The organism is Lysobacter sp. 22409, assembly GCF_052045105.1.
GTDB lineage: Bacteria > Pseudomonadota > Gammaproteobacteria > Xanthomonadales > Xanthomonadaceae > Lysobacter > Lysobacter antibioticus_B.
Window position 1 is genome coordinate 1 of record NZ_JBQEOE010000012.1, and the last position, 12,900, is coordinate 12,900.

11 protein-coding genes and 1 pseudogene are annotated in these 12,900 nt (G+C 69.6%); 2 read left to right on the forward strand and 10 right to left on the reverse strand.

All coding sequences use genetic code 11. The annotated features are described in order from the left end of the window. Positions 1–543 precede the first annotated feature (543 nt). Entirely contained in the window at positions 544–2,235 is a 1,692-nt protein-coding gene (gene ybaL, locus ACTJJK_RS08190; RefSeq protein ID WP_031373894.1) for a YbaL family putative K(+) efflux transporter, read from the forward strand. Between the two features lie 46 nt (positions 2,236–2,281). Next, the gene (locus ACTJJK_RS08195; RefSeq protein WP_440729957.1) at positions 2,282–2,965 is read left to right on the forward strand and encodes a YceH family protein; all 684 of its coding nucleotides are present in this window, start codon (positions 2,282–2,284) and stop codon (positions 2,963–2,965) included. A 107-nt stretch (positions 2,966–3,072) separates the two neighbouring features. On the opposite strand, the gene ACTJJK_RS08200 is transcribed toward ACTJJK_RS08195, so the two are convergent. From ACTJJK_RS08200 to cobO, 10 genes and pseudogenes are all read right to left on the reverse strand, one after another. Beyond that, positions 3,073–4,014 (reverse strand): AraC family transcriptional regulator, encoded by a 942-nt coding sequence (locus ACTJJK_RS08200; protein WP_051885372.1) that lies wholly within the window; start codon positions 4,012–4,014, stop codon positions 3,073–3,075. 147 nt (positions 4,015–4,161) lie between these two features. Continuing rightward, entirely contained in the window at positions 4,162–4,905 is a 744-nt protein-coding gene (locus ACTJJK_RS08205) for an adenosylcobinamide-GDP ribazoletransferase (protein WP_031373897.1), read from the reverse strand. Continuing rightward, positions 4,902–5,510: a histidine phosphatase family protein gene (locus ACTJJK_RS08210; protein ID WP_051885373.1), complete on the reverse strand. Its 609-nt coding sequence runs from the start codon at positions 5,508–5,510 to the stop codon at positions 4,902–4,904. The genes ACTJJK_RS08205 and ACTJJK_RS08210 overlap by 4 nt, the downstream gene beginning before the upstream one ends. Positions 5,511–5,559: 49 nt before the next feature. Beyond that, entirely contained in the window at positions 5,560–6,627 is a 1,068-nt protein-coding gene (gene cobT, locus ACTJJK_RS08215; protein WP_440729958.1) for a nicotinate-nucleotide--dimethylbenzimidazole phosphoribosyltransferase, read from the reverse strand. Next, on the reverse strand, positions 6,624–7,175 hold the full coding sequence (gene cobU, locus ACTJJK_RS08220; RefSeq protein ID WP_440729959.1) for a bifunctional adenosylcobinamide kinase/adenosylcobinamide-phosphate guanylyltransferase: 552 nt from the start codon (positions 7,173–7,175) through the stop codon (positions 6,624–6,626). The genes cobT and cobU overlap by 4 nt, the downstream gene beginning before the upstream one ends. After that, a complete protein-coding gene (locus tag ACTJJK_RS08225) occupies positions 7,163–8,653 on the reverse strand; it encodes a cobyric acid synthase (protein ID WP_440729960.1) in 1,491 nt (496 codons plus the stop codon). Before ACTJJK_RS08225 ends, cobU begins: the two co-directional genes overlap by 13 nt. Next, entirely contained in the window at positions 8,650–9,648 is a 999-nt protein-coding gene (gene cobD / locus ACTJJK_RS08230) for a threonine-phosphate decarboxylase CobD (protein WP_440729961.1), read from the reverse strand. The genes ACTJJK_RS08225 and cobD overlap by 4 nt, the downstream gene beginning before the upstream one ends. 238 nt (positions 9,649–9,886) lie before the next feature. Next, positions 9,887–10,798 (reverse strand): annotated as a pseudogene (gene cbiB / locus ACTJJK_RS08235) (adenosylcobinamide-phosphate synthase CbiB); the annotation flags it as partial. Beyond that, entirely contained in the window at positions 10,795–12,078 is a 1,284-nt protein-coding gene (locus ACTJJK_RS08240) for a cobyrinate a,c-diamide synthase (protein WP_440729962.1), read from the reverse strand. The gene ACTJJK_RS08240 and the pseudogene cbiB, both read right to left, overlap by 4 nt. A gap of 190 nt (positions 12,079–12,268) precedes the next feature. Beyond that, positions 12,269–12,889, reverse strand: a complete 621-nt coding sequence (gene cobO / locus ACTJJK_RS08245; protein ID WP_031373905.1) for a cob(I)yrinic acid a,c-diamide adenosyltransferase — start codon at positions 12,887–12,889, stop codon at positions 12,269–12,271. Positions 12,890–12,900 lie beyond the last annotated feature (11 nt).

The following is a 12,900-nucleotide window of genomic DNA, read 5'->3' on the forward strand; positions in this document are numbered from 1 at the left end:
TTCATACGGGACATCCCTGTCCCGATGAAAAACGGCCCGCATCCATGCGGGCCGCCCTCCGGGTCTTCTATAGCCTTCGCGAGTGCGAAGCCGCGCACAGCAACAGCAACAGGGGCAACGGCAACGGCAACGGCAACGGCATAGCTAGAGCTAGAGCTAGAGCTAGAGACAACCGCAATCGCCCCGGTCCTGCGACAACGACTATCCGATTGCCCCGTCGCCAGCCCTAATCGCCAGGCATCAATCAGCCCATTCCGCGCAAATCTGCCCCCAACCACTCCAAAGCCCGGCGCACAGCTGAATTCGCATTCATCCCCACGCCCCTCACCGGCACGAACCGATTCCGCACGACCGCCAAACCATCACGCCCACGCCACCCCTTGCGCGCAAGTCTCCAACACGCATCCGCCCCTGCGGCGCCCGCACGCCCCGGGGCAAAAATGTTTCAGAAACAATCATTTGCAAGCGCCGCACAAACGAGTAAAGACTTGCATCCAGCGGCCTCACCACACATCCTAAAAGGACGACATCACAGGAGAGCCGATGCATCACACGTCCCTGATCGCCATCCTGGTAGCCGGTTTCGTACTCGCCTTCATCTTCGGCGCCATCGCGCAACGCCTGCGGCTGTCGCCGCTGGTGGGCTACCTCATCGCCGGTATCATCGCCGGACCCTTCACGCCGGGCTTCGTCGGCGACCAGACCCTTGCGCCGCAATTGGCCGAAATCGGCGTGATCCTGCTGATGTTCGGCGTCGGCCTGCATTTCTCTCTGCGCGACCTGCTCGAGGTCAAGAACATCGCCCTGCCCGGCGCGGTCGTGCAGATCGTCGCCGCCACCGCCCTGGGCTGGGTCATGGCCTGGCTGCTCGGCTGGTCGCACGGCGCCGGCCTCGTGTTCGGCCTGGCCCTGTCGGTCGCCAGTACCGTAGTGCTGCTGCGCGCGCTGGAAGAACGGCGCCTGGTCGAGACCGCCAAGGGACGCATCGCGGTCGGCTGGCTGATCGTCGAGGACCTGGCGATGGTGCTGGCGCTGGTGTTGCTGCCCGCGTTGTCAGGCCTGCTCAAGGGCGAAGTCACCGAAGGCTCGGAGGTGTGGAGCCAACTCTTCATCACCCTGGCCAAGGTCGGCGCCTTCATCGCGGTGATGCTGATCGTCGGCCGCCGGGTCATCCCCTGGATTCTCGAACGCGTGGCCGGCACCGGTTCGCGCGAGTTGTTCACCCTGTGCGTGCTGGCGATCGCCCTCGGCGTCGCCTTCGGTTCGGCCGAACTGTTCGGGGTCTCCTTTGCGCTCGGCGCCTTCTTCGCCGGGATGATGCTCAACGAGTCCGAGTTCAGCCATCAGGCCGCCGCCGAGACCCTGCCGCTGCGCGATGCGTTCGCGGTGTTGTTCTTCGTCTCGGTCGGCATGCTGTTCAACCCGATGATCCTGGTCGAACGGCCGCTGGAAGTGGTCGCCACGTTCGCGATCATCGTGATCGGCAAGTCGGTGGCCGCCTACGCCATCGTGCGCGCCTTCGGCAAACCCAACTCGACCGCGATCATGATCTCGGCCAGCCTGGCGCAGATCGGCGAGTTCTCCTTCATCCTCGCCACCCTCGGCGTGGAACTGGAGATCCTGCCGAAGGAAGGCCAGGACCTGATCCTCGCCGGTGCCCTGCTGTCGATCATCGTCAACCCGCTGCTGTTCGCCTGGCTCGACCGCAAGCAGGCGCGCGAGGCCGCGGCCGCGATCGAGGCGAAGATCGACCCGATCGCGCCGCCGGTGCCGGCCGACATCGACAAGCACGTGATCCTGATCGGCTACGGCCGGGTCGGCAGCGAGCTGGGCCGCCTGTTGACCGAACATAAGGTGCCGCTGGTGGTCATCGACGGCGAGGACAGCCTGGTCGACAAGGCACGCGCCGCCGGCCTGCCGGCGGTGTTCGGCAATGCGGTCAACGAACGCGTGCTGCGCGAAGCGATGCCGGAGCGCGCGACCACGGTGATGGTGGCGATTCCGAACGCGCTCGAAGCCGGCGAGATCATCGCCCGCCTGCGCGAGATCAACCCGGCCCTGAGCATCGTCGCCCGCGCCCACAGCGACAACGAGGTCAAGCACCTGCTCGAACACGGCGCCGACGGCGCGGTGATGGCCGAGCGCGAGCTGGCCCACAGCCTGGCCGAAATGGTCATGGCCGCGCCGGTCTACCGCGGCGCGCGCCAGTTGCCGCCTTCGACCGCGCTCACCTGAGCGCGACCTTCCTGCTCAAAGACACGAACACGAGTCCAGAACGACCATGAGCGAACTCGACAACTCCAACACCGACGCCCCGACCGATTCCGCCGACGCCGCGCCGCAACTGAGCGTCGCCGAGGCGCGCATCATCGGCAGCCTGATCGAGAAGGAAGCGACCACCCCGGACGTCTATCCGTTGACCCTCAACGCCATCGTCACCGCCTGCAACCAGAAGACCGCGCGCGAACCGACGATGCAGCTGGAACAGGGCGAGGTCGCCAACGCCCTGCGCCGGCTGGAGACGCGCGGCTGGGTGAAGTCGCAACACAGCTCGCGCGCCGAGCGCTATTCGCACCGCGCCGGCACCGTGCTCGACCTGACCCGTCCGCAGACCGCCCTGCTCGGCCTGCTGCTGTTGCGCGGGCCGCAGACCACGCACGAGCTGCTGGCGCGCAGCGAACGCATGGCCAAGTTCGATTCGGTCGGCGACGTCCAATACGCCCTGGAGCGCCTGGCCCAGCACACGCCGAGCATCGTGCGGGTGATCCCGCGTCAGAGCGGGCAGCGCGAAGACCGTTACGGGCATTTGCTCAGCGGCGAACCGGTCTATGTCGGCAGCGGCGGTTGGTCGGGCGAGGAAGGCGGCGGCGCATCGGCCCCCTCCTCCGCCGTGCTCGAACGCATCGCCGCGCTGGAAGCGAAAGTCGCCGAGCTGGAAGCGCGGCTGGAAGCGGCGGGGGCCTGAGCCCCAAGTTCGCTGTTACGCGCAATAGCGCGGTCGCGGCTCGTGACCGCAGGAAATCCCCGTGGGACGCCGCTCCTACCCTTAAAGCCGCGGCGCCGTTGGGGCGATCAATCCCGATCCTGCAACGGCAGATAGATGTCGGTGCGCAGCAGCGGTTCCGGGACTTCGTCGGGGTCGTCGAGGTATTCGTGGTGCAGCGGCGCATCGCGCAGCGATTCGCCGCTGTCGGGCAGCCAGCGCGCCAGCAGCGCGTCGGTCAGCGCCTCCAATCCATCGAAGGCGCCGACATGGCGAACGCGCGCGTAGCGTCCGCCGCCCAACCGCACCGTGTGCAGCCCGTCGCCGGCATCGGGCTGCACCGGCGCACCCAGGGCGATCATGCAATCGAAGGCGCAGGCCTGCGGCGGGACGTCGCGGCGGTCGTCCCAGGGCACGCCGTACAGACCGCTCAAGGTATCCAGCAGGCCGCGCTCGGCGGCCCAGCCGAACAAGCGGCCGAAGCCGTCGTTCTGCTCGCGGTAAGCACCGATGACGCGCAAGGCGAGCACCTGGAAGGGGTCGACACTGACCACCTCGACCCGCAGCGGCGGCGATTCCTCGGATGGGCTCTCGGCCGGCAGCGACAGCCGCTCGATCTCGCGCCACAGCCGTTCGGGCTCGGCGCGCAGTTCGCTCGGGGTGCCGCCGACGCTCTGGCGGAACGCACGCGTGAACGCTTGCGGGGTCTGGTAACCGACCGCGAGCGCGGCTTCGGTGATGCTGCGCTCGGCGCTGGCCAGCAGGCGCAGCCCCTGCAGCAGACGCAGGCGCGCCACGGTCTGGCCGGTGGTTTCGCCGGTCATGGCCCGATAAACGCGGTGAAAGTGGAACGGCGAGAACGAGGCCGCCTCGGCGAGCCGATGCAACTCGGGCGGCTCCTCGCCGCGCGCGATCGCCTGTTCGATCAGGGCGACGGCGCGGTCGATGCGGCGCTGGTGGGCGTCGCGGGTAACGGACTTCAAGGCGGGACCGCTGCGTTCCGACGCCGGGTGTTCCTTGACCGATGGCATGGCCGTGCTCCTCGCGGACGGTGTGGGATCGGTACCCAGCCTGGCAGGTCGGCCCCGCCGCGGCGGTTCACATCTTGCGCTTTCGCAAGCGGCCAGGCCGGGCCCGCCGCCGCAGATCGGCCTCGGGCGGCGCCGGCCGGAAACGCTTCAGTAGGACAGGGCCAGCGCGACCAGGACCGCCGCTTCGATCAGTTCGGTCAACGCGCCGCAGGCGTCGCCGGTCATGCCCTGCAACCGCCGCAGGCAGGCGCGGCGCCAGCACGCGAACACGAGCGCGGCGACCGCGAGCGCCACCGCCCCTCGCCAGCCGCCGAGTGCGCAGAACCCGGCGCTGAGCACCAACGCGGCGATGCACGCCGCGCGCGGCGCTTCGACCAGACGCTGGCCGAGACCGCCGCTGCGTACATAGGGCAGGCTGACGAAGGCCAAGGTCAGGGCCGCGCGCGCCAGCACCGGTGCGATCAGCAAGGCGACCCAGGCCGGCGCCGGCAGGCTCGCCAGCGCGGCGAATTTCAGCAGCAGCACCAGCACCACCGCGACCACGCCGACCGGGCCGCTGCGCGGGTCTTTCATGATGGTCAGGGTGCGTTCGCGAGTCTGCTCGGGCGTGGCGGCGAGGCCGCCGACCCAGGCATCGGCGCTGTCGGCCAGGCCGTCCAGGTGCAGGGCGCCGGTCAGTACCACCCAGGCCGCGAGCACCAACGCCGCCGACAGCAGCGGCGGCCGCGTTTGCAGGGCCCAGGCCAGTGCGCACAGCAGGGCGCCGATCAACAGCCCTGCGGCCGGATACCAGGCCAGCGAACGCGATTGCGCGCGCGGATCCTCGAACACGCGCGCCGGCACCGGAACCCGGGTCAGGAATCCGATCGCGGCGAGCAGCGCGCGCATCAACCGTCGACCGGGTCCGCTTGCGGTTGCGCGAACTCGGTGACGTGGCTCGAAGTCGGCGGCCACGACAAGGGATGCAGCGAGGCGTGGGCGACGTCGATGTTGAGCATTTCGTTGTAGCGCCGGCCCGCGGCCAGGCAGCGCAACAAGCGGATCACGCCGCCGTGGGTGATCACCAGCACGCGCCGGCCGGGATACTCGCGCAGGATCTCGCCGACCGCGCCGGTCAGGCGCGCGGCGAAATCGGCGAAGGTCTCCGCGCCCGGCGGCGGATACGCGACCGGGTCGGCCCAGAACCGCGCCAGCGCTTCGCCCTCGTGGTTGGCGATGGCGTCGACCGGCCGCCCCTGCCAATCGCCGAAGTGGTACTCGCGCAGGCGCGGCTCCAGCGCCAGCGGCAACCCGCGCGACTGCGACAGGTCGCGCGCGAACGCGGCGCAACGCTGCAAGGGCGAACTCACGACCGCATCCCACTCGCGCCCACGCACCGCATCGCGCATCTGCCGCCAGCCGAGTTCCAACAGGCTGTCGTCGAGCTGTCCGCGGTAGCTGCGGTGGCCGGTGTCGCCGTGGCGCAGCAGGTCGATAGGGGTGGCGCTGGAACTCATCGCATCGGCTCCGGTCCTTGTGCGCGGCATGCGTTCGTCGGGGCCCACATCATGCCTGTTGCGAGGCCGCCTCGGACACTCCCGCCTGGGCGAAGGTGGCCATGCCGTTGTGCAGGGCACAGGCCGAGCGCAACAACGGCACAGCGACCGCGGCGCCGCTGGCTTCGCCCAGGCGCATGCCGAGGTCGAGCAAGGGCTGCGCGCCGAGCGCCTGCAACACCGCGGCGTGACCGCGTTCGTGCGAGCGGTGCGCATACAGGAACCACTCGCGGCAGCTCGGGTTGATGGCCTGGGCGACGAGCGCGGACACGCTGGCGATGAAACCGTCGACCAGCACCGGCAACCCGGCCTGGGCCGCGGCGATGTAGGCGCCCGCCAGCGCGGCGATCTCGAAACCGCCCAGGCAACGCAAGCGCTCCCAGGCGTCGCCGGCGCCCGCATGAAGGGCCAGCGCGCGTTCGATCACGCGGACCTTGTGGGCGATGCCGTCGGCATCCAGGCCGGTGCCTGCGCCGCTCAATTCGGCCGGCGAACGATCGAGCAAGGCGCTCGCCAAGGCCGAGGCCGAGGTGGTGTTGGCGATGCCCATCTCGCCGCCGATGAACAACTGCGCTGCGCCGTCGAGCGCGGCGCGCACACTGGCGGCGCCGGCGCTCAGGGCCGCGCGCAGTTGCGGTTCGCTCATCGCCGGCGCCTCGCAGAAGTTGGCCGTGCTCTCGGCGATGATCGCGCGATGCACGCCGCGGATCGGGCCGGGGTCGTTGACCGTGCCGAGGTTGACCACATCGAGGGTCGCGCCGAGGCTGCGCGCGAGCACGCTGATCGCCGCGCCGCCATGGGCGAAGTTGCGCACCATCTCGCCGGTGACCGCCTGCGGGAACGCCGACACGCCTTCGGCGGCGACGCCATGATCGGCGGCGAACACGCTGATCCAGACCCGGTCCACCTTCGGCGTCGGGGTGCGCTGCAAGGCCGCCAGGCGCACCGCGAGTTCTTCGAGCGCGCCGAGCGAGCCCGGCGGTTTGGTCAGCTGCGATTGGCGCATGCGCGCCTGGGTTTCGATGGCGGTGTCCGGGCGTGCGCAACCGCGCAGCCACCATTTGCTTTCGTCGTTCAAGTTCGGGTTCCTCGCGTACTCGGCTCCGCAGCGAGCGGAGCGCCTTTCAATACCAGCGGCAAACCGGCCGCCACGAACACCACCCGCCCGCACAGCGCAGCGAGCGCCTGGTGCAAGCGCCCGGCCTCGTCGACGTAGCGTCGCGTCAACGCGCCCATCGGCACCACGCCCAGGCCGACCTCGTTGCTGACCAACACCACCCGGCCCGGCAGCTCCGCGAGCGCCGACAGCAAGGCCTCGCGTTCGCGTGCGAACACGGTCTCGTCTTGCGCGCCGAGCAGGTTGCTGAGCCACAGGGTCAGGCAATCGACCAGCACGCAACGATCCGGCGCGGCATGGCGGCGCAACGCCGCCGCCAGGGCGATCGGCTCCTCGACGCAGCCCCAGTGCGCCGGCCGGCGTGCGCGATGGTGGGCGATGCGGTCTCGCATCTCTTCGTCCCCGGCCCGGCCGGTGGCGAGGTAGACGACGTCGTCGGACTCGGCCGCCAGACGTTCGGCCAAGGCACTCTTGCCCGAGCGCGCGCCGCCGAGGATCAGGCTGTGCATAGCGTCTCCTCCAGGCCGAACCATTGCGCGAGCCGGGCGGTGTCGAGACAGGTCTCGACCGCATCGGCGAGGCGATCGATGCTGGCTTCGCGCAGGCCGCGCATGTCGAGCGGCTCGGCATCGGCCAGGCCGGCCCAGCGCAGCAAGGCCGCCAGCGCCGCCGGCTCGTCGAACAGCCCGTGCAGATAGCTGGCGAGAATCTGGCCATCGGCGGAGACCGCGCCGTCGTCGCGGCCGTCGGCCAGGCGCAGGGCCGGCGACGCCAGCGCCGGGCCGCGACTGATGCCGCAGTGAATTTCGTAACCGGCCACCGCCGCTTCGCCGTCGCTGCCGTCGATGGCGAGGCGGCCGCGCACGTTGCGCAATTGCTTGTGCGAGTCGAGCTCGGTTTCCAGATCCAGCCAGCCCAGGCCGTCGCTGGAACCGGGCTCGCCTTCGATGCCGAGCGGATCGTGGACGGCGCGGCCGAGCATCTGCAGGCCGCCGCAAATACCGATCAGCTTGCCGCCGTAACGCAGATGCCGGGCGATCGCCTCGGCCCAACCATTGCGCCGCAGCCAGGCCAGGTCGGCGCGCGTCGACTTCGAGCCCGGCAGCACGATCAGGTCGCAGGCCGGCGGGATTTCGCCGGGACCGACGAACACGCAATCGACCTGCGGATGCGCGCGCAGCGGGTCGAAATCGTTGTGGTTGCTGATCCGCGGCAAAGCCGGCACGGCCACGCGCAAACGCGCTTCGGCTTTGCCGGCACGCTCGCGCGGCAAGGCATCCTCGGCTTCCAGATGCAGGCCGTGCAGATACGGCAACACGCCGAGCACCGGTTTGCCGGTCTCTCGTTCGAGCCAGTCGAGCCCGGGTTGCAGCAAGGCGATGTCGCCGCGGAAACGGTTGATGACGAAGCCGACCACGCGCGCGCGTTCGCTCTCCGAGAGCAGCGCCAAGGTCCCGACCAGGTGCGCGAACACGCCGCCGCGGTCGATGTCGGCGATCAGCACCACCGGGCAATCGACCGCCTCGGCATAGCCCATGTTGGCGATGTCGTTAGCGCGCAGGTTGATCTCGGCCGGGCTGCCGGCGCCTTCGACCACGACCGCATCGAAGCCTTCGACCAGGCGCCCGTGCGAGGCGAGCACGGCCTCGCGGGCGACGCGCTTGTAGTCGTGATAGCCGCGCGCATCCATGTTGCAGACGGCATGGCCGTGCAGGATCACCTGCGCCCCGGTATCGCTGTTGGGCTTGAGCAGCACCGGGTTGAAGTCGGTATGCGCGGCCACCCCGGCGGCCTGCGCCTGCACCGCCTGGGCGCGGCCGATCTCGCCGCCGTCGGCAGTGACCGCCGAGTTCAGCGCCATGTTCTGCGGCTTGAACGGCGCCACCGCGACGCCGCGACGGTGCAGCCAGCGGCACAACGCGGTGACCAGGGCGCTCTTGCCGGCGTCGGAGGTGCAGCCCTGCACCATCAGCACGCGTGCGCTCACGACGGACTCCTTTCGCTTAACGTTTCGGCCAGGGCCGCATCCAGTCGCGCCCATTGCGCGGCATCGCCGGGCAGGCCGAAGCGCAGGCTGGCCGGCGTCTCGAACAAACGGGTGAGGATGCCGCGCCGCGCCAGGGCCTCGTGCAAGTGGGCGGCCTCGTCGCTGCGATGCCACTGGAAGAAGGCACTGCCGCCGCTCGGTGCGAGGCCATGATTGCGCAGTAACGCGGCCAAACGCTCGCCTTGATTCCGTAATTGCACACGCATCGCCGCCTGCCAGTCGCGGTCGGCGAAGGCCTGGCGCAACACGTAACGCGCCGGGCCGGCCACGGCCCACGGGCCGAGGCGATCGCGCAAGCGTTCCAGCAAGGCCGGCGCGGCGCAGACGAAGCCGGCGCGCGCGCCGGCCAGGCCGAAAAACTTGCCAGCCGAACGCAGCACGATCAGCCCTTCGCGCTCGCTGTGCGCGCACAGGCTGTGCTCGGGCGTGGCGTCCATGAAGGCCTCGTCGATCAGCAGCCAGCCACCGCGTGCGGCGAGGCGCTGGTGCAGGCCGAGCAGGGCTTCGCGACCGAAGCGATCGCCGCCGGGGTTGTTGGGGTGGATCAGCACGACCACGTCGAAATCGTCGACGCCGGCGATCAACTCGTCCGCCGCGCGCAACTCGACCCGATGGCCGCAGCGGCGCCAGGCATGCGCATGTTCGGCGTAACCCGGCGCCAACACGCCGACCTGCGAGGCTTCACGTAATTCAGGCAAGGCCTGGATCGCGGCCTGGGAACCGGCGACCGGCAGCAACGCCGGCGCGCCGTAGTAATCGCAAGCCGCTTCGACCAAGCCGTCGTCGTCCTCGGGCAGGCGATGCCAGGCGCGCGCGGGAATCTCCGGCACCGGCCAGGCGATCGGGTTGATGCCGGTGGACAGATCCAGCCAGCGTTCCGGCGCGATGCCGTAACGCTGCGCGGCACGTAGCAGACGGCCTCCGTGCTCAAGCATGCGCTGGTCTCCTACCGTTCGGTGGCACCGCATCGTGCCTGTAAAAATGCAGCGATTGCGTGATGACGGAAACGTCGAACGCAATGGCACATTGCAACGCGTCTTCAGCCAAACACGCTGATTTCGACTTCGTCGCGGCCGATGAATGCCTCGTAGCACAATAAATATCGCCATCCATATCGGCAGGCCGCATGAATGCGTGCGCGGCCGGTGCAGGCATGCGAATCACGGTATGCGCCGCCGCGAATGCCGCCACCGTCAACAACCACAGCGCGACGCCGCGCCCGACCAAGCCTTGCGCTCGCACGATCGAGCGCGCATCCGGCGCCTGCCCTTCGCCGAGCGCCGGCCTTTGCTCCCACACGCCGTGGTACGGCGCGGCGCCGCCGAGGCGCACGCGCAGCGCGCCCGCCCCCGCCGCCATCACCGGGCCCGCATTTGGGCTGTCCCACAGCGGCGCTTGCCGGCGCCAGCAACGCAGCGCCGCGGCGGTGTCGCCGAACACGGCATAGGTCGCCGCGGTCAGGCGCGCCGGCACCCAGTTCAGCACATCGTCGATGCGCGCCGCGGCCCAACCGAAGCGTTCGTAGCGCGGCGTGCGGTAACCCCACATCGCATCGAGCGTGTTGGCCAGCCGATACAGCACCGCCCCGGCCGGCCCGAGCAGGGCGAACCAGAACAGCGCACCGAACACCGCGTCGTTGCCGTTCTCGAGCACCGACTCGGTGGCCGCGGCGGCGACGCGCTCGGCATCGAGCGCCGCGGTGTCGCGGCTGACGATGCGGCCGACCGCCGCGCGCGCCGCGTCCAGGTCGCCGTCGCGCAAGGCGCGCGCGACCGGCGCGGCGTGTTCGTCGAGGCTGCGCAGACCGAGGGTGAGATACAGCATGCCGGCCGCATAGGCGCCGGCCAACCAAGGCGAGCGTGCCAGCAACTCGAACTGCAGCCAGGCTGCGAGCAGGCTCGCCGGCAGCACCGCCACGGCCCAGGCCAGCACGCCGCGTCCGCGCCCGTCGCCATGCAAGCGGGCTTCGATCGCCCGCGCCATGCGCCCGAACGCGACCAGCGGATGCGCGCGCCGCGGTTCGCCGAGCAGACGATCCAGCGCCACCCCGCTCAGCATCGCGATGGCGAGCGTCGCCGGGCTCATGGCTGCAGGAGCTTGAGCGCCGCAACCGGGTTCGAGGGGAAATAGAAGTGGACGAAACTCGCGCTCATGCGGCGGTCGCGATACACCGCTTCGCGGCTCGGCCCGCCGTTCGGGTTGACCGATTCGGCGATCGCCGCGGCCCCGATCTCGGCACGCGCGTAATGGAAGGTATGCCCGCGCAAGCGGCCCTCGGGCAGCTCGACCGATTGCAGACCGAGCGCGGCCATGCGCGTCTGCATGACGGCATGCCCTGGCAGCAAGCCGGCCATGGCGGCGCGCTCGCCGTCGCGATCGGTCAACGAGTCGAGCGCATACAGCAGACCGCCGCACTCGGCCAGCAGCGGTTTGCCGGCGTCGCGATGTGCGTGCAGGTCCTCGTGCAAAGCGTGGTTGCCGGCCAGGGCCGACAGATGCAGTTCCGGATAGCCACCGGGCAACCACGCCGCATCGCAGTCGGGCAAGCCGTCGCCGGCCAGCGGCGAGAAGAACTTGAGTTCGGCGCCGGCCGCACGCAGCAGATCGAGATTGGCCGGATACAGGAAACAGAACGCGGCATCGCGGGCGATGGCGATGCGTACGCCTTGCAATTGCGCGGGCACCGGTTCGGCCTCGTCCGCCGCGAACGCGACCGGCGGCGGCAGTTCGGCGTCGGCGTGTTGGCCCCAGGCATCGGCCAACGCATCGAGCCGCGCGTCCAGATCGCCGAGCTCGCCGGCGGCGACCAGGCCGAGATGACGCTCGGGCAAGGCCAGGCCGGGGTCGCGCGGCAAGGCGCCGAGCCAGCGCAGATCGGCCGGCAGACTCTCGCGCAACAACTGCGCGTGATAAGCGCTGCCGATGCGGTTGGCGGCGACGCCGTACACCCGCAGGCCGTCGCGATAGCGCGCGAGCCCGGTCGCCAGGGCGCCGAAGGTCTGCGCCATCGCCGAACCGTCGATGACCGCGAGCACCGGCACACCCAACCGCTCGGCGAGGTCGGCGCTCGACGGCGTGCCGTCGAACAGGCCCATCACGCCTTCGATCAGGATCAGGTCGGCTTCGCCCGCGGCCGCATGCAAACGCGCGCGCACGTCCTGCTCGCCGCACATCCACAGGTCGAGCTGGTAAGCCGGATGACAGCCAGCGGGATGCCCGCTGGCGCGTTCGAGCACCATCGGATCGAGAAAGTCCGGCCCGGTCTTGAACACCCGCACCCGTCGGCCCTGACGCGCATGCCAGCGAGCGATCGCCGCGGTGACGCTGGTCTTGCCCTGGCCGGAGGCGGGGGCGGAGACAAGCAAGGCGGGACAGTGATGCCGGGAATCGGGAATGGGGAATCGGGAATCGGTCGAAGCCGCAGCGTCAATCGTGCCCACGCATGCGTCGGAGATTTCGCCCAATTTTTCGTTGCCAGAAGACATATCGCTCGTCCCGTCAGTGTCTACGAATCCCGCTTTTACGATTCCCGATTCCCCATTCCCGACTCCCGCTCTAAAGTTCGATCCCCTTCTGCGCCTTGATCCCCGCCTTGAACGCATGCTTGACCACGCGCATCTCGGTGACGGTGTCGGCCGCTTCGATCAGGGCATCGGGGGCGCCGCGGCCGGTGATGACCACGTGCTGCCGCTCCGGCCGCGCCGCGACCGCGGCCAGCACGTCGTCGAGGGCGACGTAGCGGTGCGCCAAGGCGATGTTCAATTCGTCGAGCAGGACGAAGTCGTAGCCGGGGTCGGCCATCATCTTCGCCGCGATCGCCCAGGCCGATTGCGCGGCGCGGATGTCGCGCTCCTTGTCCTGGGTTTCCCAGGTGAAGCCCTCGCCCATCACGTGATAGTCGAGTTCTTCGAAACGCCGGAAGAAAGCCTCTTCGCCGGTCGAGAAGCTGCCCTTGATGAACTGCACCACCCCGCACTTGAAACCGTGCCCGAGCGAACGCGCGAGCATGCCGAAGCCCGAGGAGCTCTTGCCCTTGCCGTTGCCGGTATTGACCACCAGCACGCCGCGTTCGATGGTCGCCTGGGCGATCTTGCGGTCGATCAGTTCCTTCTTGCGCTGCATGCGTTCGCGGTGGCGCTCTTCGCTGCTCGCCGCGAAACCGGCGCGGTCGCCCATGCCGTCGTTCT